The sequence below is a fragment of the Bradyrhizobium sp. AUGA SZCCT0177 genome (genome assembly GCF_018130125.1).
GTDB lineage: Bacteria > Pseudomonadota > Alphaproteobacteria > Rhizobiales > Xanthobacteraceae > Bradyrhizobium.
Genome location: NZ_JAFCMA010000022.1, coordinates 40,941 through 64,867, shown reverse-complemented (window position 1 = coordinate 64,867; position 23,927 = coordinate 40,941). Strand labels below are relative to the sequence as shown.

General features: G+C 62.6%; 29 protein-coding genes. 21 read left to right on the top strand and 8 right to left on the bottom strand.

The window, feature by feature from the left end; genetic code table 11:
* The first annotated feature begins 348 nt into the window (after positions 1–348).
* Complete coding sequence (locus tag JQ597_RS24450; protein WP_192735524.1) at positions 349–960, top strand: sigma-70 family RNA polymerase sigma factor; 612 nt, start codon at positions 349–351, stop codon at positions 958–960.
* A gap of 12 nt (positions 961–972) precedes the next feature.
* Here the strand turns inward: JQ597_RS24450 and JQ597_RS24445 are convergent, their stop codons facing one another.
* The gene (locus JQ597_RS24445) at positions 973–1,137 is read right to left on the bottom strand and encodes a hypothetical protein (protein WP_212267412.1); all 165 of its coding nucleotides are present in this window, start codon (positions 1,135–1,137) and stop codon (positions 973–975) included.
* Here JQ597_RS24445 and JQ597_RS24440 point away from each other — a divergent pair.
* The 8 genes from JQ597_RS24440 to JQ597_RS24405 all read left to right on the top strand — a co-directional run bounded on the left by JQ597_RS24440 (position 1,136) and on the right by JQ597_RS24405 (position 7,633).
* Positions 1,136–1,327, top strand: coding sequence for a hypothetical protein (locus tag JQ597_RS24440; RefSeq protein WP_212267410.1), 192 nt, complete (start codon positions 1,136–1,138; stop codon positions 1,325–1,327). The genes JQ597_RS24445 and JQ597_RS24440 overlap by 2 nt on opposite strands.
* Before the next feature lie 223 nt (positions 1,328–1,550).
* A complete protein-coding gene (locus tag JQ597_RS24435; protein WP_212267408.1) occupies positions 1,551–2,030 on the top strand; it encodes a cupredoxin domain-containing protein in 480 nt (159 codons plus the stop codon).
* A 54-nt stretch (positions 2,031–2,084) separates the two neighbouring features.
* The gene (locus JQ597_RS24430) at positions 2,085–3,068 is read left to right on the top strand and encodes a hypothetical protein (protein WP_212267406.1); all 984 of its coding nucleotides are present in this window, start codon (positions 2,085–2,087) and stop codon (positions 3,066–3,068) included.
* Positions 3,069–3,154: 86 nt separating this feature from the next.
* A complete protein-coding gene (locus JQ597_RS24425) occupies positions 3,155–4,564 on the top strand; it encodes a cytochrome ubiquinol oxidase subunit I (RefSeq protein ID WP_212267404.1) in 1,410 nt (469 codons plus the stop codon).
* Positions 4,561–5,568, top strand: a complete 1,008-nt coding sequence (gene cydB, locus JQ597_RS24420) for a cytochrome d ubiquinol oxidase subunit II (RefSeq protein ID WP_249132836.1) — start codon at positions 4,561–4,563, stop codon at positions 5,566–5,568. Before JQ597_RS24425 ends, cydB begins: the two co-directional genes overlap by 4 nt.
* Before the next feature lie 89 nt (positions 5,569–5,657).
* Complete coding sequence (locus JQ597_RS24415) at positions 5,658–5,759, top strand: DUF2474 domain-containing protein (RefSeq protein ID WP_192735727.1); 102 nt, start codon at positions 5,658–5,660, stop codon at positions 5,757–5,759.
* 176 nt (positions 5,760–5,935) lie between these two features.
* A complete protein-coding gene (locus tag JQ597_RS24410) occupies positions 5,936–6,535 on the top strand; it encodes a L,D-transpeptidase (protein ID WP_212001779.1) in 600 nt (199 codons plus the stop codon).
* A 57-nt stretch (positions 6,536–6,592) separates the two neighbouring features.
* Complete coding sequence (locus JQ597_RS24405; protein ID WP_212267402.1) at positions 6,593–7,633, top strand: amino acid ABC transporter substrate-binding protein; 1,041 nt, start codon at positions 6,593–6,595, stop codon at positions 7,631–7,633.
* 126 nt (positions 7,634–7,759) lie between these two features.
* Here JQ597_RS24405 and JQ597_RS24400 read toward each other — a convergent pair whose 3' ends face one another.
* Complete coding sequence (locus JQ597_RS24400; RefSeq protein WP_212267399.1) at positions 7,760–8,899, bottom strand: acyl-CoA dehydrogenase family protein; 1,140 nt, start codon at positions 8,897–8,899, stop codon at positions 7,760–7,762.
* Between the two features lie 154 nt (positions 8,900–9,053).
* Entirely contained in the window at positions 9,054–10,238 is a 1,185-nt protein-coding gene (locus tag JQ597_RS24395; protein ID WP_212267396.1) for an acyl-CoA dehydrogenase family protein, read from the bottom strand.
* Positions 10,239–10,397: 159 nt separating this feature from the next.
* On the opposite strand from JQ597_RS24395, the gene JQ597_RS24390 reads away from it, so the two are divergent.
* Positions 10,398–10,943 (top strand): carboxymuconolactone decarboxylase family protein, encoded by a 546-nt coding sequence (locus JQ597_RS24390; protein WP_212267394.1) that lies wholly within the window; start codon positions 10,398–10,400, stop codon positions 10,941–10,943.
* 92 nt (positions 10,944–11,035) lie between these two features.
* The gene (locus tag JQ597_RS24385) at positions 11,036–11,530 is read left to right on the top strand and encodes a VOC family protein (protein WP_212267391.1); all 495 of its coding nucleotides are present in this window, start codon (positions 11,036–11,038) and stop codon (positions 11,528–11,530) included.
* A gap of 73 nt (positions 11,531–11,603) precedes the next feature.
* On the opposite strand, the gene JQ597_RS24380 is transcribed toward JQ597_RS24385, so the two are convergent.
* The 5 genes from JQ597_RS24380 to JQ597_RS24360 all read right to left on the bottom strand — a co-directional run bounded on the left by JQ597_RS24380 (position 11,604) and on the right by JQ597_RS24360 (position 15,826).
* The gene (locus tag JQ597_RS24380) at positions 11,604–12,848 is read right to left on the bottom strand and encodes an MFS transporter (RefSeq protein WP_212267388.1); all 1,245 of its coding nucleotides are present in this window, start codon (positions 12,846–12,848) and stop codon (positions 11,604–11,606) included.
* A 195-nt stretch (positions 12,849–13,043) separates the two neighbouring features.
* Positions 13,044–13,403, bottom strand: coding sequence for a nuclear transport factor 2 family protein (locus JQ597_RS24375; RefSeq protein ID WP_212267384.1), 360 nt, complete (start codon positions 13,401–13,403; stop codon positions 13,044–13,046).
* Positions 13,404–13,428: 25 nt separating this feature from the next.
* On the bottom strand, positions 13,429–14,673 hold the full coding sequence (locus JQ597_RS24370) for an MFS transporter (protein ID WP_212267381.1): 1,245 nt from the start codon (positions 14,671–14,673) through the stop codon (positions 13,429–13,431).
* A gap of 112 nt (positions 14,674–14,785) precedes the next feature.
* Positions 14,786–15,481, bottom strand: coding sequence for a DUF938 domain-containing protein (locus JQ597_RS24365; RefSeq protein ID WP_212267378.1), 696 nt, complete (start codon positions 15,479–15,481; stop codon positions 14,786–14,788).
* A 9-nt stretch (positions 15,482–15,490) separates the two neighbouring features.
* Positions 15,491–15,826 (bottom strand): ArsR/SmtB family transcription factor, encoded by a 336-nt coding sequence (locus JQ597_RS24360; RefSeq protein ID WP_212267557.1) that lies wholly within the window; start codon positions 15,824–15,826, stop codon positions 15,491–15,493.
* Between the two features lie 208 nt (positions 15,827–16,034).
* On the opposite strand from JQ597_RS24360, the gene soxC reads away from it, so the two are divergent.
* The 10 genes from soxC (at position 16,035) to JQ597_RS24310 (ending at position 23,899) form a co-directional block, all read left to right on the top strand.
* Positions 16,035–17,315 (top strand): sulfite dehydrogenase, encoded by a 1,281-nt coding sequence (gene soxC, locus JQ597_RS24355; protein ID WP_502754611.1) that lies wholly within the window; start codon positions 16,035–16,037, stop codon positions 17,313–17,315.
* Positions 17,299–17,973, top strand: a complete 675-nt coding sequence (locus tag JQ597_RS24350; protein WP_212267375.1) for a c-type cytochrome — start codon at positions 17,299–17,301, stop codon at positions 17,971–17,973. The genes soxC and JQ597_RS24350 overlap by 17 nt, the downstream gene beginning before the upstream one ends.
* A 97-nt stretch (positions 17,974–18,070) precedes the next feature.
* Positions 18,071–18,394 (top strand): sulfur oxidation c-type cytochrome SoxX, encoded by a 324-nt coding sequence (soxX, locus tag JQ597_RS24345; RefSeq protein WP_212267552.1) that lies wholly within the window; start codon positions 18,071–18,073, stop codon positions 18,392–18,394.
* 27 nt (positions 18,395–18,421) lie between these two features.
* Entirely contained in the window at positions 18,422–18,910 is a 489-nt protein-coding gene (gene soxY / locus JQ597_RS24340; protein ID WP_212267372.1) for a thiosulfate oxidation carrier protein SoxY, read from the top strand.
* 27 nt (positions 18,911–18,937) lie between these two features.
* Entirely contained in the window at positions 18,938–19,249 is a 312-nt protein-coding gene (gene soxZ / locus JQ597_RS24335; protein WP_212267369.1) for a thiosulfate oxidation carrier complex protein SoxZ, read from the top strand.
* Positions 19,246–20,109, top strand: coding sequence for a sulfur oxidation c-type cytochrome SoxA (soxA, locus tag JQ597_RS24330; RefSeq protein WP_212267366.1), 864 nt, complete (start codon positions 19,246–19,248; stop codon positions 20,107–20,109). The genes soxZ and soxA overlap by 4 nt, the downstream gene beginning before the upstream one ends.
* Positions 20,106–20,414 (top strand): hypothetical protein, encoded by a 309-nt coding sequence (locus tag JQ597_RS24325; RefSeq protein WP_212267363.1) that lies wholly within the window; start codon positions 20,106–20,108, stop codon positions 20,412–20,414. The genes soxA and JQ597_RS24325 overlap by 4 nt, the downstream gene beginning before the upstream one ends.
* Before the next feature lie 28 nt (positions 20,415–20,442).
* Positions 20,443–22,185, top strand: coding sequence for a thiosulfohydrolase SoxB (gene soxB, locus JQ597_RS24320; RefSeq protein WP_212267361.1), 1,743 nt, complete (start codon positions 20,443–20,445; stop codon positions 22,183–22,185).
* Positions 22,182–22,643, top strand: a complete 462-nt coding sequence (locus JQ597_RS24315; RefSeq protein WP_502754601.1) for a DsrE family protein — start codon at positions 22,182–22,184, stop codon at positions 22,641–22,643. The genes soxB and JQ597_RS24315 overlap by 4 nt, the downstream gene beginning before the upstream one ends.
* Before the next feature lie 215 nt (positions 22,644–22,858).
* Positions 22,859–23,899, top strand: coding sequence for an MBL fold metallo-hydrolase (locus JQ597_RS24310; RefSeq protein WP_212267358.1), 1,041 nt, complete (start codon positions 22,859–22,861; stop codon positions 23,897–23,899).
* The last annotated feature ends 28 nt before the right edge of the window (positions 23,900–23,927 follow it).

Here is a 23,927-nt window from a genome sequence, read left to right as displayed (position 1 = left end):
GCGTCGTCCCGGCGAAGGCCGGGACCCATAACCACCTACAGTCGTGATTCTGCACGTTTGGTCGTTGTCCTGTTCCAACAAGATTGGCTGCGGCGTATGGGTCCCGGCCTTCGCCGGGACGACAATTTCTCCCGCACTGCGGAACGATTTTCGATCTGAAATCCTCCAATTTTCCGCACATTGAAATCATTATCATTTTCGCCGGAAATGTTTCGTCGCAGCCGCTGTGACGAAACAATTCTCCCCGGCACGAAACCATTTTCCCCCTTCCGTGCAGACATCCCGAAACGTTCGTTAACTAGAAATCTCCCAACGACACGCCGCCAAGCGGCGAACTGGGAGTTTGTCATGCCGAACGTGATTGCCATCAACGCTGCAGCCCGCAAGCACATTGCCGATGCCCGCGCGACATCGGACGAATCGCTGCTGGAGAGCATTGCCAAAGGCGACCGCACGGCGATGCACGTTCTTTATTCCAGGCATCACGTACGGGTTTACCGCTTCATCCTGCGCATGGTGCGCGATACCACGATGGCGGAAGACCTCGTCAGCCAGGTGTTTCTGGACGTGTGGCGCACCGCCAGCCAATTCGAAGGCCGCTCCCAGGTTTCGACCTGGTTGCTGTCAATCGCCCGCTTCAAGGCGCTGACCGCGCTGCGCCAGCGCAAGCATGAGGATATCGATCAGGACGACGTGCTCGAGATCGCCGACGAAGCCGACACCCCGGAAGCGTCGCTCGACCGCAGCAACACCAGCGCCATCCTGCGCGCCTGTGTCGCCAAGCTGTCGCCGGCGCACCGCGAGATCATCAACCTGGTCTACTACCACGAGAAGTCGGTGGAAGAGGCCGGCGCGATCATCGGTATTCCCCAGAGCACGGTGAAGACCCGGATGTTCTACGCCCGCAAACAATTGGCCGACTTGCTTAAGGTCGCCGGCGTGGACAGCATCGCCGCATAAAACTTAGATATTTCAATCAGTTAGATTGGCATAGGGAGCAGAAACCGGGTCGATTTCGAAGCCAAAGATTAAAGGCGACGAAACAAATGAAACAATCCACGACATCACCCGGAAAAACTCTGCCCCTATACCTATCATCAACAACGCAACACCAACGCCGAACAGGAGAGCGAACATGCTGAAGCCGTCCTTCCGCCTCTTCATTGTCCCGCTCGGCGCGGTCGCCACCCTCGCTTCACTGTCCGCCCAGAACGTCTCGCCCCGCGCCCAGCGCGATACCGGTTCGATGTTCGTGCGCGAACAAGTGGTCGATTGCAGCACCAAGAGCGCCGCTGAGGTCTGTGTGATCCCGGACGCCGTTCGCTAAACAAGTTTCTGACGAGCCGACCAAGCTTTAACCGACCAAGGCTTAACCTCCCAAGAACCTCCAACGACCCGGCCGGGATGCCCCCCGCCCGGGTCGCTCTGTATTTGGCGGGTGCGATCCGCTCCCTCAGCTATCGTTCAGGACTAGTTTGCAACTAATTCGCATTTGCATTATCGTCATGACCTGACTTTAGGGATTTCAAGGATCACAGGGGGAGGCCACCATGTTCGTCTCGTATCGCGCAGCCATCGGCGCGTCTGTTTTGCTCGGCCTCGTCTCGGGCGGGGCGATCGCGGCCGGCGATTTGTCGCGGCAGACGCCGATCGAGGTCACCGTCGCATTGGGCTCGCCGGGCAAGCATGAATTCACGCCGAAGCAACTGAAGTTCGAGACCGGCAAGCTCTACAAACTGATCCTGCGCAACGACAGCAACGACCCGCATTATTTCACCTCGCATGCGTTCTCGGCGATGGTATGGACGCGCAAAGTGCAGGTCACGCAACAGCGCGACGGCAAGGGCGTGACGCTGGCCGAATTCAAGGGCGCGATGCGCGAGATCGAAGTCTATCCGGGCCACTCCGCCGAATGGTGGCTGGTACCGGTCGCCGCCGGCCGCGTCACCGACCTGCGCTGCGACATCAAGGGCGCCGACGGCAAGACCCACGCCGACCTCGGCATGACCGGCGAGATCGTGATCGAGTAATGGTGCGCTTCCTGCTTGACGCGATCGAGCCGGTCGTGATGTTTGCCGCTGACAATGGAAGCTGCGGCAAACCCGGATGAAGTTCGGCTGCGCAAGGGATCCTCGCTCAGGGAAAGGTTTGTCCAGGCGGGCTCCGGCGCTGTAATTCTTCTGATTATTGTCCCGGGCCTGCTTACCTGGGCCTCGGGCGGCCGACCATTCATTCCTGCACTCTGGGTCGTGCCGCTCGGATTGTTCCTGATCGGCGTTGCCGCCCTTGAGCGCAATGTGGCCTGGATCATCACGCAAGATGGCATCCTGATCGGCGAGCAGCGTCCGCTTGGTCAGGTGCACAAGCGAATGATCAGCCATCACGACATCGCAGAGGTTCGCGTCCGCAAGAACAGGTTCAGCTATCCCGCGAGTTTCAGCCTCGTGTGCAGGCTGGCCTCAGGGGGTGTCTTGATCTCGCCACCGCTGCCGGACATCACGCGCGTCAACGAAACCGCCTCAATTGTTACGGGATTGCTCGGTTGTCCCGATGCCGCGCCCATCGACAACCCGCTCGAGGCCGGCAACGCCGAGATCACCCTTGGCTCGCCGGTCAGCTCCGATCTGGGCCGCGTGATTCGAATGGCCGTGCCGGTTGTGGCCGGCCTGTGCGCTCTGCCATTCCTCATCGCATTCTGGATCGGCGAGTGGGAGATGGCGCTCGGATTGCTCTTGCCGCTCGGCTTTCTCGCTGCCTTTGCTCTCTACCGCTACGCGCACCGCCTCGCCGGCGCGTGCTGGTTCATTCGGCAAGGCGAGATCCGTGTCGAGCGGATTGCGTTAAGCGGCAAGCCATCCGCCGAGACGATCCATGCAGGTGACGTCGCAGCGATCGAGGTCGACGAGCCCGATTCCAAGGACCGGACCTGCACCATCAGCATTCGGCTGCACACCGGCCAGACCTTCTGCAGCCCGACAAAGCACGACGAAAATGCCGCACGTGCCGTGCGCGCAGAAATCATTCGGCGTCTCAATACGCCTCCGGATGCCGGAACATTGTCCGGATAGAGGACCTCTGCTGCAAAAGCCGCGGTACTGTTATCGCATCCGGCATGATAGGTTTCACGCCAGGTTAGCTGCGATAGGTGGTGCCGATGTTCGAAGGCTGGGATGCCGTTGTATTGGCCCGGGCGCAGTTTGCCTTCACGATGTCGTTCCACATCGTATTCCCGGCCTTCTCGATCGGGCTCGCCAGTTATCTCGCGGTGCTTGAAGCGCTGTGGCTGTGGACCCGGCGCGAGGTCTATATCAACCTGTTCAATTACTGGCTGAAGATTTTCGCCGTCGCTTTCGGCATGGGCGTGGTGTCGGGCATCGTGATGTCCTACCAGTTCGGCACCAATTGGTCGGCCTTCTCGGACAAAACTGGCCCCGTGATCGGCCCGCTGATGGCCTATGAGGTGCTGACGGCGTTCTTCCTCGAGGCGGGTTTCCTCGGCGTAATGCTGTTCGGGCTCGATCGCGTCGGCCCCAGATTGCATTTTTTCGCGACGCTGATGGTCGCGGTCGGCACGCTGATTTCAGCGTTCTGGATTCTGTCGGCCAATTCCTGGATGCAGACGCCCACAGGTCACGCCCTCAATGCCGAAGGCCAGTTCATCGCCGTCGACTGGTTCAAGGTGATCTTCAATCCATCATTCCCTTACCGGCTCGTGCACATGGTGCTGGCGGCGTACCTGACCACCGCGTTGGTGGTCGGGGCGGTGGGCGCCTGGCATCTGCTGCGCGACCCGCATCTGGCCGGCCCGCGTGTGATGTTTTCGATGGCGATGTGGATGGCGACGATCGTCGCCCCGCTCCAGATCCTCGCCGGCGACCAGCACGGGCTCAACACGCTTGAGCATCAGCCGGTGAAGATCATGGCGATGGAAGGCCATTTCCAGAGCCACAAGGACGGCGCGCCGCTGATTCTGTTCGGCTGGCCCAATCAGGCCGCGGGCAGGATGGACTACGCGATCGAAGTCCCCAAACTGGGCTCGTTGATCCTCAAACATTCCCTCGACGCGCCGATGGCCGGCCTTGACACCGTGCCGCGTGAAAACTGGCCGCCGGTGCCGATCACCTTCTGGTCGTTCCGGATCATGGTCGGCATGGGGCTCCTGATGATGGGGCTCGGCCTGCTCAGCCTGCTGATGCGCTTCCGCGGTACGCTGTACAATTCGCGTCTGCTGCACATGTTTGCGGTCGCGATGGCTCCGTCGGGTTTCATCGCAGTGCTGGCGGGCTGGATCACCACCGAGACCGGGCGTCAGCCTTACACGGTGTATGGATTGCTGCGAACGGTGGATTCGGCGTCGCCACTGGCTGCGCCCGCGGTCGCCTCGTCGCTGATCGCCTTCATCATTGTTTATTTCGTGGTGTTCACCGCCGGCGTGATCTACCTCCTGCGCCTGATGGCACAGCCGCCGCATCACGGCGAGGAAGGTCCGCGCAGCGACGTCCCGGCGCGCGCCGCCGGCATCACGCCGGCCGCCGGTGCTGTCGCCGAAGGAGCCGCGCGATGATCCCCATCGACCTTCCGACCATCTGGGCCTTCATCATCGCCTTTGCGGTGTTCGTCTATGTCGTGATGGACGGCTTCGATCTCGGGCTCGGCATCCTGTTTCCGCTGTTCCCGAAGAAGGAAGACCGCGACGTCATCATGAACAGCGTCGCCCCGGTCTGGGACGGCAACGAGACCTGGCTGGTGCTCGGCGGCGGCGGCCTGATGGCGGCGTTCCCGCTGGCCTATGCCGTGCTGATGCCAGCGCTCTACACGCCGATGATCGTGATGCTGCTCGGCCTGGTATTCCGCGGCGTCGCCTTTGAGTTCCGCTGGCGCACCACGCGCGAACGCAACCGCTGGGACATTGCGTTTGCCGGCGGCTCGCTGCTGGCGACGCTGGCGCAGGGCATCGCGCTCGGCGCGATCTTGCAGGGCATTCAGGTCTCGGGGCGGCATTATGCCGGCGGCTGGTGGGATTGGCTGACGCCGTTCAGCATCCTCACCGGCGTCGCGCTCGTGATCGGCTATGCACTGCTCGGCTCGACCTGGCTTGTCATGAAGACCGAAGGCGAATTGCGCGACCGCGCCTATCAGCTAAGCTGGCTGCTGCTGGTCGCGATGCTGTGCGCCATCGGCATCGTCAGCATTGCAACGCCGTTCCTGCATGTGCAGTACACCCATCGCTGGTTCGCCTGGCCCAACATCATCCTCACCGCTCCGGTGCCGGTGGCGGTGGCCGCCGTCACCGTGATGTTGCTGCGCAGCCTCGCCAACAAATATGACTACCAGCCGTTCTTCCTGACGCTGGCGCTGTTCGCGCTGTCCTATGCCGGGCTCGGCATCAGCATGTATCCCTATATCGTGCCGCAGAGCATCACGATCTGGCAGGCGGCCTCGCCCGCAAACAGCCAGCTGTTCATGCTGGTCGGCGTCGCGATTCTCATACCGCTGATCCTCGGCTATACCGCGTGGGCCTATTGGGTGTTCCGCGGCAAGGTCAAAGCCGGAAGCGGCTATCACTGATGACCAAAGCGTTTTCCAGCGAAGTGGACCCCGGTTCGCGTCAAAAAAACGCGTCTAATCAGGAATCCAGCGAGCCGACACCGCGGCCGCTGACGCAGCGCCTGCTGTGGTTTGCCGCGCTGTGGCTCGGCGGCGTTGGCACGGTGACGCTGATCTCCTACGGCCTGCGACTCTGGATCGCGCCGAAATGAGCCGTCTGTCACAATCAGCCGCGATCGGGATGAACAAAAATAGAAGCCATTCCAGCAAGATACCGGCCCTGCTGCCCTAAACTTGCCATCAAGCTAGCCCTGAGATTTGATGGTTCCGCTGATTTGGCTAGAAGCGCCAACCAATTGGCCAACGCGCCAACAAGGAGAGCTCCGCAATGACGAAGTTTCGGCACCTGATCTGGATGATGATCGCAACCAGCGGTCTGATCCTCTCAGCCTCGCAGAGCAACGCGCAGCTGCGGCAGCCCGATGTGGGTGACCAGCCGGGGCTGGTCGCCGACGAATCCGTCCAGCTCGATCCGCAGTTCAGGAAGACGGCGGTGCTCTACCGCACCAACGAAGCGCCGGGCACCATCATCGTGGTCACGGCCGAACGCCATCTCTATCTGATCCAGGGCGGCGGCCGCGCGCTGCGCTACGGCATCGGCGTCGGCCGCGAGGGTTTCACGTGGCAGGGACTCGTCAACATCACGCAAAAGAAGGAATGGCCGGATTGGACGCCGCCGCCGGAAATGATTCAACGCCAGCCCTATCTGCCGCGCTTCATGGCCGGCGGCCCGGGTAACCCGCTCGGTGCGCGGGCGATGTATCTCGGCACCACAGTCTACCGCATTCACGGCACCAACCGCCCCGACACCATCGGCACCGCCGTCTCCTCCGGCTGCTTCCGGCTCGTCAACGCCGACGTCGCCGATCTCTATGAGCGCGTCCCGGTCGGCACCAAGGTGATCATCCGGCAGAAGCCCGAACTGTAATTGCGACAGCACCGTCTCTTCCGCAGATCCATTTCCCTGAAATTGGTGAGTTAAAAAATGCTACGTACTTTTCGAGGCGGCCTCCTCATTGGGCTGGCGGTCGCAATCGCGGTCGCGGCTGGCGCAATCACATATGAACGCTATGACACCAAGACCCTGAAGCGGACGCTCAAGCGCGGCGAACTGCTGTGCGGCGTCAACAAGGGCCTGCCCGGCTTCTCGATCCCCGACGACAAGGGCGACTGGACCGGCTTCGACGTCGATTTCTGCCGCGCGGTGGCGGCGGCGATCTTCGACGATCCCAAGAAGGCGAAGTTCATTCCCCTCGACGCCAGCGAGCGGTTCAAGGAGCTGTCGAGCCGCAAGGTCGACATTCTCTCGCGCAACTCCACCTGGAGCATGTCGCGCGAGGTCAACAACGCGCTTTATTTCCCGGCCGTCGCCTACTACGACGGCGAAGGCTTCATGCTGCCGGCCTCGCGCAAGATCGATTCCGGGCTGGACCTGAACAACAGCAAGATCTGCGTGCAGGACGGCACCACCACGGTGCTCAACGTCGCGGATTATTTCCGTGCCAACAACATGAAATACACGGAGATGAAATTCGCCAAGCTGGAGGATGTCGTCAAAGCCTATAATGAGGGCAAGTGCGACACCCTGACCGCGGACGTCTCCCAGCTCTACGCGCTGCGCCTCAACCTCTCCAAGCCGGACGACCACACCATCCTGCCCGACGTCATCTCGAAGGAGCCGCTGGCGCCCGTGGTGCGGCAGCGCGACGACGATTGGATGATGATCGTGAAATGGACGCTGTACGCGATGATCAACGCCGAGGAGCTCGGCATCACCTCCAAGAACATCGACGAGGCGCTGAAGTCGAAAAAGCCCGACGTGATGCGGCTGGTCGGCACCGAAGGCGCCTATGGCGAGGACCTCGGTCTCTCCAAGGATTGGGCCGCCCGCATCATCCGCCACGTCGGCAATTACGGCGAGATCTACGACCGCAATGTCGGCGCCGAATCCAAGCTGAAGATCCCGCGCGGACTGAACTCGCTCTGGAGCAACGGCGGCATCCAGTACGCCCCGCCGATCAGGTGACGACGGTTAACGCCGTCATTCCGGGATGGTGCGTTAGCACCAGACCCGGAATCTCGAGATTCCCCGATGCGCAATTGCGCACCTGCGGTTCGCGCTACGCGCGCCCCGGAATGACTGCCTAGATTCTCAATAACTCTTCATCCGCGCCAATTGATCGGCGTGATAATTGCTGTCGCCGAACAGTTCCTGGCAGACCCGTGCGCGCTTCATGAAGAAGCCGATGTCGAACTGGTCGGTCATGCCCATGCCGCCATGCATCTGCACGCCTTCCTGGACCGCCCGCGTCGCGGTGGTCCCGGCGCGTGCCTTTGCAACCGCAACCGCGGCACTGGCGTTGGCGAAATCGCCATCGAGCGTCTGCAGCGCCTTCAGCACGGCAGCGCGCGTGATCTCGATATCGATATAGAGCTCGGCGGCGCGATGCTGCAGCGCCTGGAATTCGCCGATCAGCTTGCCGAACTGTTTGCGCTCCTTCAGATACGTCACGGTGCGGCCGAACACTTCCTCGCTAAGGCCGACCATTTCGGATGCGACCGCGCCGCGGCCGATATTGAGCACGCCTTCGAGCAATGCTCCGCCCTGATCGACATCGCCGAGCACGCTGTCCGCATTGACCTCGACATTGTCGAATTCGATGCGCGCCGCATTGTGCGAATCCACCATCGCGGTGCGCTCGACCGCGAGGCCCTTGGACTTGGGATCGACGAGGAACAGCGTCAGCCCGTTGCGCTCGCCGGCGGAGCCAGCCGTGCGCGCCGCGACGATCAGGAGATCGGCGGTGTGGCCGTCGACCACAAATGCTTTTGCACCGTTGAGCTTGAAGCCGTTGCCGGAACGCGACGCCTGCAGCTTGGTCTGCAGCGGACGATGCTTGGCGCCCTCGTCGACCGCAAGCGCTGCGAGCAGCGAGCCGTCCGAAATTCTGGGCAGATGCGCGGCCTTTTGCGCGTCACTGCCGCCACGCGTCAGTGCGGAAGCCGCCAGCACCGCGGTCGACAGGAACGGCGATGGCATCAAGGTGCGGCCGATTTCCTCCATCACCACGCCGGCCTCGACGGCGCCTAACCCGCTGCCGCCGAAATTCTCCGGCACCAGCAGGCCGGAAAAGCCCATCTCGGCAAACGCCTTCCAGAGCTCGCGGGAAAATCCCGTGGCGTCCTTCGCATCGCGCAAGGCTCGCAGATGCGACACCGGCGCCTTGTCGCTGATAAGGCCGCGCGCGCTGTCGCGCAGCATGGATTGTTCTTCGGTGAGGACGAGTGCCATGGAGAGGATTCCAGTCTAGGTGTTTCGAACGAGTATCTTTGAGATCGTCGTTCCGGGGCGGCGCGAAGCGGCGAACCCGGAACCTCGAGATTCCCCGGTGCGCGATTGCGCACCTGAGGTTCATGCTTCGCGTGCCCCGGCGTCAGTTAGCGCCTCAAGCCCCCGGCAGATCGAGGATGCGCTTGGCAACGATGCCGAGCATCACCTCCGACGTGCCGCCTTCGATCGAGTTGGCCTTGGTGCGCAGCCAGGCGCGCGGGCGGGCGCCGCCTTTGGAGCGCTCGCTTTCCCATTCCAGCGCATCGACGCCGCCGGCCGACATCAGGATTTCGTAGCGACGCTTGTTCAGCTCGGTGCCGTAATATTTCATAGCCGAGGAAAACGCCGGATGCGACTGGCCGGCCTTGGCGAGATCGACCGCGCGTTCCGCCGCCGCCGACAGCGCCGCCTCGTCGATCTCAAAGGTCGAGATCTGGCCGCGCAGCATCGGATCCTCCAGCCGGCCCTGCTCGTCGCTGCCGACCGAATCGGCCGCGACCTGCCCCAGCGGCCGGCCGACGCCGCGCTCGCCCATGCCCGAGATCATCGCGCGCTCGTGCTGCAGCAGATATTTCGCCACATCCCAGCCCCGGTTGACGGTGCCGACCACATGCGATTTCGGCACCCGCACCCCATCGAAGAAGGTTTCGCAGAACGGCGAGGCACCCGAGATCAAGAGGATCGGTTTGGTCGTGACGCCCTTCGACGTCATGTCGAACAGAATGAAACTGATGCCGTCATGCTTCTTGGCTGATGCGTCCGTACGCACCAGGCAAAAGATCCAGTCGGCGTAGTTGGCATACGACGTCCAGATCTTCTGGCCGGTGACGACGAAATCATCGCCGTCGCTCTCGGCGCGGGTCTGCAGCGAGGCAAGGTCCGATCCGGCGTTCGGTTCGGAATAACCCTGGCACCAGCGGATCAGACCCGCGGCGATGTCAGGCAGATGCTCCTTCTTCTGCGCCTCGTTGCCGTATTTCAGCAGCGCCGGCCCGAGCATCCAGATGCCGAAGCTCGACAGCGGCGAACGCGCGCCCATCGCCGCCATTTCCTCGCGCAGCACCTTGTGCTCGGCGCGATCGAGCCCTCCGCCGCCATATTCCTTTGGCCAGTCAGGCACCGTCCAGCCCTTGTCGCGCATCCGCTCGAACCAGACGCGCTGCGGTTCGGAAGAGAATTTGGCGTTGCGGCCGCCCCAGTACGTGTCGCCTTCCGAGGTCATGGGCTTGCGCATCTCCGGCGGGCAATTGGCCTCGAGCCAGGCGCGGGTTTCACGGCGGAATTGATCAGGATCGGACATGGTGCGTTTCCATATGGGGCGAGTTGAAACGACCTTAGTCGCCGCATCGCGGAATTCAACATCTCTCTGCGCCGCGCCATGCTCGGTCAGCCGTAGTCACGCACCGGGATCGGGTGTATCGCAGAGGTGGCAACGATTGAAAAACAAGAGGAAACCGACATGCGGCTGAAGTTGCTTTCGCCTGGCGAAATGAACCCCGAGCAAAAAGAAACCTACGACGAGTCGATTGCCGGCAGGCGCGGCGCCGCGCCGGCGCCGATGATGGCCTGGCTCAACAGCCCCCAGATGGCCAAGCATGCCACGCGGCTCGGCGAGCAACTTCGTTTCAACACGATCTTTCCCGCAAAGCTTTCCGAGATCGCGATCCTCGTCACCGCACGGCACTGGACCTCGCATTACGAATGGTTCGCGCACAAGCGCCTGGCGCTGAAGGGCGGCATGGACCCGAAAATCATCGACGACATCCGCGACCGCCGCACGCCCACCTTCGACGACCCCAAGGGCCAGATGATCTACGACGTCGCGAAATCGCTGCACGAGGGGCACGGCGTCTCCAAGCCGTTGTACGACGCGGCGGTGGAATTGCTTACGGTGCGCGGCGTGACAGAGGTCATCGGGCTGTGCGGATACTACACGATGGTTTCGATGACGCTGAACACGTTCGAGTTCGGGCTGCCGGATGGGGAAGTTTCGGACTTGGCATAAGATTTGGAAACGCATGGTTTCTGAATTGCCGGTATCCGTCTCCCGGATTCTCCCTACTTTAAAATCTCGGCAAGGCAAATGGAGACATCGACATGCCCGACAACACTCCCATCATCGCCGGCACACGGATCGGGCATGTCCATCTCAAGGTCGCCGACCTCGAACGCGCGCTCGGGTTCTACTGCGGTGTGCTCGGCTTTGAGATCATGCAGCGGATGGGCTCGGCCGCGGCGTTCATTTCGGCCGGCGGCTATCATCATCACATCGGCCTCAACACCTGGGAAAGCAAAGGCGGCCATCCGCCGCCGCCGGGCACCACCGGGCTGTTCCACACCGCGATCCTCTACCCCACCCGCCCGGCGCTGGCGGACGCGCTGCATCGGGTGATGCGGGCCGGCATTGCGCTCGACGGCGCCAGCGACCACGGTGTCAGCGAGGCGCTGTATTTGCGCGATCCTGATGAGAACGGCGTCGAACTTTACCGCGACCGGCCCAAGGAAGAATGGCCGCGCGCCGCCGACGGCTCGCTGTCGATGTTCACGAAGCGGCTGGATCTCGAAGATTTGCTGCGGCAACGGGAAGCGTAGTCTTTTCTCACCGTCATTGCGAGCGAAGCGAAGCAATCCATCTCTCCGCCCGCGGCGCTATGGATCTTCGTCGCTACGCCCCTCGCAATGACGCCGTCTTCCCGCGAATCATGATCAGCACGGCGGCAATCAACTCGAGACAAATGCAGCCGTAGAACGGCAGCGAATAGCTTCCCGACATGTCGCGCAGCAGTCCGACCACGCCGGGACCAAATGCATAAGTGATCTGGTTGATCGCGGTGATCAGGCTCACCAGCACGCCGAACGCGCGCGGATCGAATTCGCGCTGCACGATCAGCGCCGGAAGCGTGATCAGATTGCCGACCGAAAAGCCGAACAGCGCGCAGGCCGCCATCAGCGCGTAGTCATTGTGCACGTTGATGACGATCACCAGCGCCACCGCCTGACTGACGAACGAGAGCGCGGACGCCAGCCGCTGGTTCATCTGGTCGATCACGAACGAAAACAGCACGCGGCCGACCACCGCCATGGCGGTCAATAGCGCGACCGCGATTGCGGCGCGCTCACGCCCGATCACCGAATCCAGAAACGAGATCAGATGCACGATGAAGCCGACCTGCGCGAACAGCACCAGCGCGAAGGCCGACGATACCGTCAGAAATCCAATATCGCGAAATGCCCGCGCGCGAATCTGGATCGGCGATGGTGCATCCGCGGCGCTCACCGCGCCTCCGTTTACGCTCGCATGGCCCGGCGGCCGCCCGACGTAAATCAGGATGACCGGCACCATCAGCACGACCATCACCACCGCCGCGGCAATCATCGCGCCCGGGAAACCGAAATAGCCGATCGCCAGTACCAGCAGCGGCACGCCGGCGATACCGCCAAAGCTGGCGCCGTTCAGCGCCAGGCTGATCGCCATGCCGCGCTTCCTGTCGAACCAGAGGCCCAGCGTGTTGGTGATCATGCCGAGGCTGGTCCCGGCCCAGCCGAAGGCGAGAAAAGCGTTGGCGAGATAGAGCTGCCAGGGTTCGCGCACCTGGCCGATCGCAACAGCGGCGATCGCCATCGTGCCTATGCCGGCGATCATGCAGTTCCGGGGACCGAACGCCCTGATCGCCTCGCTGACGAAGGCAACCAGCGCCGCGCCGGACAGATAGAAGAACGTCGTGCCGAGCGAAATCAGCGACGCCGGCCAGCCGTGCAGCCGCTGCAGCTCGGCGACATAGACGCTCTGGCCGTAAAAGCCGAGCCCCCAGCCGAAGGTCGCGAGCAGGAAACAGACGAGGACAATCCGCCAGCCGTCGTAGCGTAGCGAAGTTTCGTCGATGGCGGTGTGAATGGGGCCCTTTAACATTCTTGTTCTTTGTTCTTGCACCGTCATGCCCGGACCAGTCCGGGCATCCACAATCTTCCTTACCACCAAAGGCGTGGATGGCCGGGTCATCTAGCGCGAAGACGCGCTTCGCGCTTCTGCCCGGCCATGACAACAACAAATAGCAGAATCACAAGAGCAATAATTCGGCGCAGGCCGAAATGTCAGCAGCTGTCATCAGGCCTTCTTCGGCGGCTCGTAGAAGAACCGCTCGCGGAAAATCCTGTCGCCGCGCCATTCCTGCATGGCGACTTCATCGATCCGCATCGCTGCGCCGGATGGATAGGTGAAATCGAAGATCCAGTGGATCGCGACCCGATCGCCCTCGAGGACCGAGGACACGCAGGTCGTGACGACATCAGACACCCGCTCGAGCGTCGCGCGCTCCTGCCCCACCAGCACGTCGCGGCCGACGCGCGGCGGCGCGCTGTTCTCCTGCATGGTGGCGTCTTCGGTGTAATAGCGCTCGATGGCGCCGGCATGGTCGCCGGAAACGACGACGGCGATGAATTCGTCAAGACGCGCGCGCGAGGGCATGGGGGCCTCCAGAATGTGACTGCTACTAGATAGTGGGGCCGGCAAGTTCGTCAACTTCCCGAAACTTCGCCCGCCGCCGCGCGAATGATGCGAGCGACAGCACCGCGAGCCCGAGCAGCACCGGCGGAAACACCACCATGTTGACCATCGACCAGCCGTAATGCGCCAGCAACTGGCCGGACGAGAACGAGCCGATCGCCATCACCCCGAACACCATGAAATCGTTGAAGGCCTGCACCTTGTTGCGCTCCTGCGGCCGGTGCGTCTCCAGCACCAGCGCGGACGCGCCGATGAACGCGAAATTCCAGCCCACGCCAAGCACGATGAGGCAGGCCCAGAAATGCATCGCTGTGATGCCGGATAGGCCAATCAATGCGGCGGCGGCCTCCAGCAACAGGCCGAGCGCGACAATGCGAGGCGCGCCGAAGCGTGCGATCAGCGAGCCCGTGAAGAAGCTCGGCCCATACATCGCCACGATGTGCCACTGGATGCCGAAGTTGGAATCGCTGACGGTGAGCCCGCACATCTTCATCGCGAGCGGCGCTGATGTCATCACCAGATTCATCATGGGATAGGCGATCACGCCGCACAGCGCCGCCGCAATGAAGCGCGGCTGCCGCGCGATCTCGAACAGCGGCCGGCCGCCATGCATGTCCGCCGCGGCAGGTTTTGGCGCATCGACGCCGAACAAGACCACCATCGCCACCAACGCCACCAACGCCTGCGCGACGAAACTGAAGGCAAACAGATAAGGCGGCCAGATATCCATGGTCCATTGCACGAGCTGCGGACCGAGCACGCCGGCAAACACACCGCCCGCCATCACCCACGACAGCGCCTTTGGGCGGAACGCGACGCTGGCGCCGTCGGCCGCGGCAAAGCGATAGGATTGCGCCACCGCGCCATAGAGTCCGCCGAAGAAGGTCGCGCAGCAAAACAGCCAGAACGAGCCTTGCAGGATGGCAGCCGCACCGATCAGACCGGTGAGCACGCCGCAGCCGGTGCCGATGATGAAGGCGACGCGGCGGCCATAGGCACGCGAAATTGCCCCGGTCGGCAGCGTGCCGGCGGCGAGGCCCAGCACATAGATCGAGAGCGGCACGGTCGCGAGCGAGATGTCGGGCGCCAGCGTCGCGCCGACGATCGAACCGGTGGCGAAGATCACTGCCGAGTTGGCGCCGGTCAGCGCCTGCGCCGCGGCGAGACGCAGCACATTGGCGCGCGCCCGCGCGTCATTGGTCATCTCTGCGGTGGCAGTGGTATCCAGCATCGGCATTCCCGCCCGGCAGGCCCCGGCGGGAGCTGCAATTCATTGGCCTGTTTGATTTGCGGCACTATGAAGACGTGCAGACGTGCGATCAACCGACGCAAACGGGCGCGCGCTATGCGCTGGGCTCACCCTTTATCGTTCGCTCGAACACCAGAATCAAATTATTCGCCGGCATCGGTACGGTTTCGATCAATGCAAACCCGACGCCTTCAGCCAACCGGCTGACATCTTCGATATCGCGCACGCCCCATTCGGCGTCGCGGTCGCGAAGGCTGGTGTCGAAGACGGCGTTGCTGAGCGCGGTGTGCTTGCCGTCGCGCTTGAACGGGCCATAGAGAAACAGCCGCCCGTCGCTGCGTAAGTAACGCGCCGCGCCGGCGAACAATCCTTCCGCGACGCGCCAGGGCGCGATGTGAATCACATTCGCGCAGAACACCGCCAGCAAGTCGGAAGGCCCGCTGCCGTCATGCATCTGATCGCACCATGCGGGATCGCTGAGATCGATCCGCATTTCGGGACGGATGTTCGGCAGACCCGCATGCGCGCGCCACGCCGCAATGCTGTTCAGATGCGCCTCATTGAAATCGCTCGGCCACCAGGTGATGTCGGGCGCATGGCGGGCGAAATGCACCACATGCTGGCCGGTGCCGCTGCCGGCCTCCAGCACGTCGCCGGATTTGCCGGCGAGGAATTTCTGCAGCACCGCCCAGATCGGCGCATGGTTGCGATGGAATGCGGCCGCATCCAGCCGGCCGTCGGCTTCAATCGGCCGGCCATCCTTGCCAAACTCCACCACAAACTCAGCCACCGCAAAATCTCACTTCAAGTCTTCGCAATAGATTTCCTTCAAGAGCTGCAAGACGCGCAGGGCACGCTGATCCACCACGCGGTAATGCAGCGTCTGCGAGGCCCGCCGGAATTCGACCAGACCATCGGCGCGCAATTTGGCCAGATGCTGCGACAGCGCCGACTGGCTGAGCTTGGCGACGCCGACGAGTTCACCGACAGTCATCTCGCCGCGCACCGCGAGAAAGCAGAGCACCAGCAGCCGCTTCTCGTGACCGAGCAATTTGAGCAGTTGCGCGGCCTCACCGGCCTGTTTCGCCAGCTTCTTCAGGGACGCCTCGTCCTCTGCGGCGTTGCCGATGGGCATCTTGTTGGTTGTTGCCGCTTCTGCTCTCATCGCCTGTATCCGGATCGAAATCAGCGCCGACTGGGCGCGGTGTATCAGTTTATCGCGCCCATGGTTATTTAGCATTGACTAAATTAGTAAACGACGATAAACCCGCGAAAAAGCAACAAATGATGCGGCCATGTGGCAGCAAGGGGAATGAAACGTGCGGCCTGATCTCTGGCGCAGCATATCTCTACTGTCGAGCACGGGCGCGCACACGCGGCTCGGCCGGCGTTCCCTGCTCGGCCTTGGCGCGGCGCTGACCGGTAGCCTTGCGCTCGGTCCAAAACAGGGAAATGCAGAGCCCTCGCCGGCATCCCCACCCGCGGACGCGCCATGGTCGCAATCGATCGGGCCGGGCGTGGTCGACCGGCCCTATGGCCGGCCCGCCGATACCGAGGCCGGCGTCATCAGGCGCAACGTGCCGTGGCTCACCGCCGGCACCGAATCCTCGATCAGCTTTTCGCCGCTGCAGGACCTGCACGGCATCATCACGCCGAACGGCCTGTTTTTCGAGCGCTATCACGCCGGCCGGCCGGACGTCGATCCGGAGCAGCACAAGCTCATGATCCACGGCCTGGTCGAGCGCCCGCTGCTTCTCTCGATGAAAGACATCGTCCGTTTTCCGCAGGTCACGCGCATCCATTTCATCGAATGCCCGGCCAATGGCGGCATGGAGTGGCGCGCTGCGCAGTTGAACTCGCTGCAGTTCAATCACGGCATGATCTCCTGCGCGGAATGGACCGGGGTGCGGCTGTCGACCCTGCTGGAAGAGGTCGGCATCAAGAAGGAGGCCAAGTGGGTCATGGTCGAGGGCGCCGACGGCGCGCACATGAACCGCAGCCTGCCGCTCGACAAATGCCTCGACGATTGCCTCGTGGTCTACGCGCAAAACGGCGAGGCGCTACGGCCCGAACAAGGTTATCCGCTGCGGCTGGTGGTGCCGGGCTGGGAAGGCAATGTCAGCATCAAATGGCTGCGCCGGATCAAGCTCGGCGACAAACCCTGGCATTCGCGCGAAGAGACATCGAAATATACCGACCTGATGCCGGACGGCACCTCGCGCGGCTTCACCTGGCTGATCGACGCCAAATCCGTCATCACCTTCCCCTGCCCCGAAAAGCCGCTTAATGGCCCCGGCCTCTATGAAATCAGGGGATTGGCGTGGACCGGCAACGGCAAAATCAAGCGCGTCGACGTCTCGACCGACGGCGGGGTCAATTGGCAGAGCGCGCGGCTGCATGAGCCGGTGCTGTCGAAAGCGCTGACGAAATTCACGATACCCTGGCGCTGGGACGGCGCGCCGGCACTGCTGGAATCCCGCGTGATCGACGAGACCGGCTATGTGCAGCCGACCATCGCGCAGCTGCGCAAACAGCGCGGAACCAATTCGGTCTACCACAACAATTCGATCCAGACCTGGCAGGTGAAGGGCGACGGGAGCGTGTTCGATGTCCAGCTCGCGTAAGCACCTCGCGCTGCTTTGCGCCGGCGTGATCGCCGCGGCCGGCACCTTCGCTTACGCCGCCGAGCCCGGATATTACGGCTATGGCGAGCGGCCGACGCTTGGGCAGATCGCCGGCTGGGATATCGATGCGCGCGGCGAGGATGGTGTGGGCCTGCCCGCGGGCCGCGGCGGCGTGCACCGGGGCGCGGAGGTCTATGCCGAGCAATGCGCGGCCTGCCATGGAACTTTCGGCGAAGGCGAGGGCCGGTTTCCCAAGCTCGTCGGCGGCGCCGGGACGCTCAGGGACGACCGGCCGGAGCTGACGGTTGGCAGCTACTGGCCGTTTGCGCCGACCCTGTGGGACTACATTAACCGCGCCATGCCGATGGCCGCACCGCACACATTGTCAGCCGATGACGTTTATGCTTTGACCGCCTATATTCTGAACCTGAACGACATCGTTCCCAGTGAATTTGTCGCCGACCGGGAAAGCTTGCCGAAAGTCAAAATGCCCAATCGCGACAATTTCCTCTGGACCGATCCGAGGCCCGATACGGCAGCGAAACCGTGCATGAACGCGTGCGTTGACCCCGCCGGCGTCAAAATCGTGTCCACGGCGGAAGGCAAGAACCTGACGCCACGTACCACGGGTCCGCTCGACACGATGCAAGCAAAATAGAATTGGCAAACAAAGTAGAGTTGGCAAGCTTGAATAGAAATTACGGGAAACGTCCTTGAGCAACACACCTCTAAACAAGCTTGGCCTGATCGCGGCGATGGTGCTGGCGCTATCGATCGGCGCAGCCGCGAGCCCCGCTTCTGCCCAGTCCGCGGCGGCGGAAGGCCAGAAACTGGCCTTCGACCGCAGCAAGGGCAATTGCCTGACCTGCCACGCGATCAAGGGCGGCCAGTATCCCGGCACGCTCGGGCCGGAGCTGGTCGACATCAAAAGCAAATACCCCAACCGCGACGAGCTCGTCGCCATTATCTATGACGAAACCAAGCGCAATCCGCTGACTGTGATGCCTCCGTTCGGACGAAACCGGATTTTGACCGACAAGGAAATCAGCGCGGTCGTGGATTTCCTGCAAACATTGTGACGGCGCGCCTTTCAGGAGAACTTTCGGATGACAAATACTGACAATGGATTTTCCGCCACGCGGCGCCTGATCCTGCAAGGCGCGGGCGCGGTGGCGCTGGTTGGCCTCGGCAATCTTCCGTTTGCACCGGCGTTCGCGGCCGCCAACGACAAATATCCGGAAGAGGCGTTCAAGCAGAAGACCGAAGCCGATGCGATCAAGTCGCTCTACGGCAAGACGGCAGAAGCTTCCGACAAGGTGAAGATGGACGCGCCCGAGATCGCCGAGAACGGCGCGGTGGTGCCGGTATCGGTCACGACGACGCTCGCCGACGTGACCTCGATCTCGTTCCTGGTGGCTGAAAACCCGGTCGCCCTGGTGGCCTCCTACAAGATTCCAGCCGGCACGATGCCGAACGTTGCCAACCGCATCAAGATGGCGAAGACCAGCAACGTGATCGTCGTCGTCGAAGCCGGCGGCAAGCTCTACAGCGCCACCAAGGAAGTCAAAGTCACCGTCGGCGGCTGCGGCGGTTAAGACACAGATAATCGAAGGATCGAAAAAATGGCATCGACCATTCGCGTGCGCGCCACCTCGTCAGGCGAAACCACCGAAGTGCAGGCGCTGATCCAGCATCCGATGGATTCCGGCTTCATCAAGGATTCCAAGGGCGAACTCATTCCGCCGCACTTCATCCAGCAATTGACCTTCGAATATAACGGAAAGCCGGTATTCACAGCCGATTGGGGCGGCGGCGTCTCCAAGGACCCCTATGTCAAGTTCGCCTTCAAGGGCGGCAAGAAGGGCGACGACCTGAAAGTGAGCTGGGTCGACAACAAGGGCGCCACCGACACGACAACGGCGAAGATTCAATGAAGCTGCGATCCACGATACAGTTCGCGGCGGCGGCGTTCGCGCTGGCTCTGCTGGCGTTCGCCGCGCCGCCTGCGGTCTCCGCCGACAAGGTCGACCCGGTCGCCGACGAGAAAGCGTTCAAGAAATTCTTCTACGACAAATTCCCCAAGCTGAAGCCGGAGGATTTCGTCAACGGTCCCTATTCGATGGACGCGGACCTGTACAAGCAATGGCAGGATAAGGAACAGTTCCCTCCCTACGAGTTCTCGCTCGAACTGGGCAAGGAGATGTTTTCCAAGCCGTTCAAGAACGGCAAGACCTATGGCGACTGCTTCCCGAATAACGGCATCGGCATCCGCCAGGACTATCCCACCTTCGACGAAAAAGAAGGCAAGGTCATCACGCTGGAGCTGGCGCTGAATCGCTGCCGCGAAGCCAATGGCGAGCCGCCGTTCTCCTATGTGCGCGACGAGATGGCGGCGCTGACCGCCTACATGGCCTTCACCTCGCGCGGCAAGCCGTTCAACATCAAGGTTCCGAACGACCCGCGCGCGCTGGCTGCTTATGAAAACGGCAAGGAATATTTCTACACAAGGCGCGGCCAGCTCAATTTCTCCTGCGCCACCTGCCATGTGCAGAGCCCTGGCGAGAGGGTCCGCACCGAAGTGCTGGCGCCGGCGCTCGGCATTGTCAACGCGATGCCGATCTATCGCTCCGAATGGAACGGCATGGGCACGACGAGCCGCCGCTTCACCACCTGCAACAGCCAGATCCGCGGCGTGCCGCTGACGCCGCAGGACGATGAATACCGCAACGTTGAATACTACCTGTCCTATGTCAGCAATGGATTGCCGATATCAGGCCCGGGAGCGCGGCCATGAGGATCACGACACTCACATCGATCGCAGCGTTGCTGCTGCTAGGTGCGACATCGGCGCTGGCCGCAGGCGAGGACGACTACAAGGCCGCCTACGCCGCCGCGGAAGCTGCCAACAAGCAGGCGGCTTCCTTGCGCAATCAATGGACCACGACGGCCTCGACGCTGGCGGCGGCCAAGAAGTTCGCCGACGGCGGCGATTTCGACAAGGCCACCGCATCCGCAAAAGAAGCGGAAGCGCTGGCGAAAGCTTCGATCTTCCAGGCGACCAGCGAGAAGGAACGCTGGAGAGATTTGGAAATACGCTGAGCATTCTTGCGACGCGCGGAGACTCTGTATGCCGATCCGCCGCCGGGATTTTCTGACGCTAGCAGGCGCGGCTACCCTCGCAGGCGGCCTGCCTCGCCTCGCGCGCAGTGCCGACAGCGTCTACGACCTCGAACGCTTCGGCAATGCGCGCATCCTGCACATCACGGACACCCATGCGCAGCTCAAGCCGGTGTTCTTTCGCGAGCCCAGCGTCAATCTCGGCGTCGGCGCGATGCAGGGCAATCCGCCGCATCTGGTCGGCAAAGCCTTTCTCGACCGCTTCGGCATCCGCCCCGACAGCGCCGACGCCTATGCCTTCACCTGCATCGAATTCGAAAAAGGCGCGCAGCGGTTCGGCAAGCTCGGCGGCTTCGCGCATCTGAAGACGCTGGTCGACCGCCTGCGCGGCGATGTCGGCGCCGGCCGCTCGCTGCTGCTCGACGGCGGCGATCTCTGGCAGGGCACCGGCCTAGCCAATGTCATGCAAGGCGCCGACATGGTCGCCGCCTCGAACCTGCTCGGCATCGACGCGATGACCGGCCATTGGGAATTCACCTATGGCGAGAAGGCGCTGCGTAGCAATCTCGAACGCTTCAAGGGCGAGTTCCTGGCGCAGAACGTTTTCCTGACCGAGGAAGCCGCCTTCAACGACGCCAAGGCATTCGATCCGGCATCGGGCCGCGTGTTCAAGCCATGCACGATCAAGGAGATCGGCGGCCGTCGGGTCGCCGTGATCGGACAGGCCTTTCCTTACGTGCCGATCGCGCACCCCAAGCGCTTCACGCCGGACTGGAAATTCGGCATCCGCGACGAAGAGCTGCAGAAACTGGTCGATGGCTTGCGCAACACCGACAAGGTCGATGCGGTCGTGTTGCTGTCGCATAACGGCATGGATGTCGATCTCAAGCTCGCCAACCGCGTTACCGGCATCGACGTCATTCTGGGTGGCCACACCCACGACGCCGTGCCGCAGCCGATTGCGGTGACCAATCCGGGCGGCGTCACGCTGGTGACCAATGCCGGCTCGAACGGCAAGTTTCTCGCCGTGCTCGATCTCGACATCGGCAAGGGCAAGGTCGCAAACGTGCGCTACCGGCTGCTGCCGGTGTTCTCCGAACTGCTGAAGCCGGATCCGGCGATGCAGGGGCTGATCGACAAGACCCGCGCGCCGCATGCGGGCGACTGGGTCGACAAGATCGCTTCCGCCGATCGGCTGCTCTACCGCCGCGGCAATTTCAGCGGCAGCATGGATCAGTTGATCTGCGACGCACTGCGCGGCGAACTCGATGCCGAGATCGCGCTGTCGCCGGGTTTCCGCTGGGGCACCACGGCGCTGGCAGGCCAGGCGCTGACGATGGAAGACGTGCTGGCGCAAACCGCGGTCACCTATCCCGAGACCTACGTCGTGACCATGACCGGCAGCCAGATCAAGGACGTGCTCGAAGACGTCTGCGACAACCTCTTCAACACCGATCCCTACTACCAGCAAGGCGGCGACATGGTCCGGCTCGGCGGCCTCGCCTATGCCTGCACGCCGGCGGAAAGCGTCGGCAAGCGGATTTCCGAACTGACGCTCGATAATGGCAGCCCGCTGCAAGCCGCCAAGAGCTACAAGGTGGCGGGATGGGCCTCGGTCAACGAACAGACCGGCGCGCCGGTCTGGGATGTGGTGGCGAAGCATCTGAAGTCGGGCAAGCCGCCCAACCGCTCGGCCCCGGGCGTGACGCTGAAAGGCGTCGAAGGCAATCCGGGCATTTCGAAACAGGTATGACAGGCCTTACCACCACCCTGCGCATCATGACCGCGGCGCTGTTGATCGCAGCGACTGCACCGGTCGTGCGCGCCCAGCAGGCGCCGCTGCAGGACAAGCCGTTTGCCGAGCACAAGATCGTGCTGCAGCTTTCGGACAATGACCCGCGCAAGCAGGGTCTCGTGCTCAGCGTCGCCAGCAACCTGATGAAGCACTACGACCCCGACAAGGTCGCGATCGAAATCGTGGCATTCGGCCCGGGCATCGAACTGCTGCGCCCGGAGAATCCCAACCGCAAAATGGTCGAGAGCCTGGTCGCCCAGGGCGCGCGGTTCGATATCTGCCTCAACACCGTCGACACGCTCGAACGCGAAAACGGCAAGCGACCGGAGTTCATCGCGGCGGCGACACCGGTGCAGGTTGGTGTCGCGCAGATTCTGTTCCTGACTGAGAATGGATACACGTTGGTCAGGCCGTGACTGTTTCCACCGTCATTGCGAGCGGAGCGAAGCAATCCACCTCTCCGCGCGGGGATAGATGGATTGCTTCGTCGCTTGCGCTCCTCGCAATGACTGGCCTAAGGAAGTAAGACTACCTCGAAAAAGCCGCCCACAGAGACGAAAGCCGTTTGAGAAGGCGGCCAGAATAGAATAATATCCTCCGCGAGACTTCAATAGCGAACGCGGCAGCGACCATGATTTTTCGTCAGCTCTTCGACAGCGTCTCGGGCACCTACAGTTACCTGCTGGCCAGCCGCGCCGGCGGCGAGGCGCTGATCCTCGATCCCGTGCTGGAAAAGGCCGACCGCTATTGCCAGCTGCTGCGCGAACTCGATCTGCGGCTGGTCAAGGCGGTCGACACCCATCTGCACGCCGACCACGTCACGGGCCTCGGCGAACTGCGCGATCGCACCCAGTGCATCACCATCATGGGCGAGCAGAGCAAAGCCGACGTGGTATCGATGCGCGTCTCCGACGGCGACAAGGTGATGATCGAAGGTTTGAGCCTGGATGCCCTGTACACGCCCGGCCACACCGATGATTCCTACAGCTATTTGATGGGCGATCGCGTCTTCACCGGCGACACGCTTTTGATCCGAGGCACCGGCCGCACCGATTTCCAGAACGGCAGCGCGCGGGCGCAATATGATTCGATCTTCAACCGGCTGCTGAAGCTGCCGGATGAGACCATGGTATTCCCCGCCCACGACTACAAGGGCGACACGGTCTCCACCATCGGCGAGGAGAAGCGCTACAATCCGCGCCTGCAGGTGCGTGGCATCGACGAGTATGTCGAGTTGATGAACAATCTCAATTTGCCGAATCCAAAACTGATGGACGTGGTGTTGCCGGCCAACATGCATGTCGGCCTGCACCAGGACGATCTCGCCAAACAGGGCCTCGCACTGTCGGCGCGCGCCGCGATCGACAGTATCGGTAAGCCCGACATCCTGCTGGTCGATCTGCGCGAGGCCAGCGAGCGCGCCAAGCACGGCACGCTGTCGGGCGCCCTGCATGCGCCCTACCCCGGCATCGCCGAAAGCTTAGCGCCGGGCGGCATGCTGCGCGAAGTCGCGGCCGCGACGGGACGGCGCGTGGTGTTCTTCTGCGCGTTCGGCGAGCGCTCGGCGATGGCGGTGACCGCCGCCAAGAACGCCGGCCTTGCCAACACCGCCCATATCGAGGGTGGCATCGACGCCTGGAAGAAGGCCGGCGGCCCGGTGGTGATGGGGTAGAATCTTTTGCCGTCGTCCCTGCGAACGC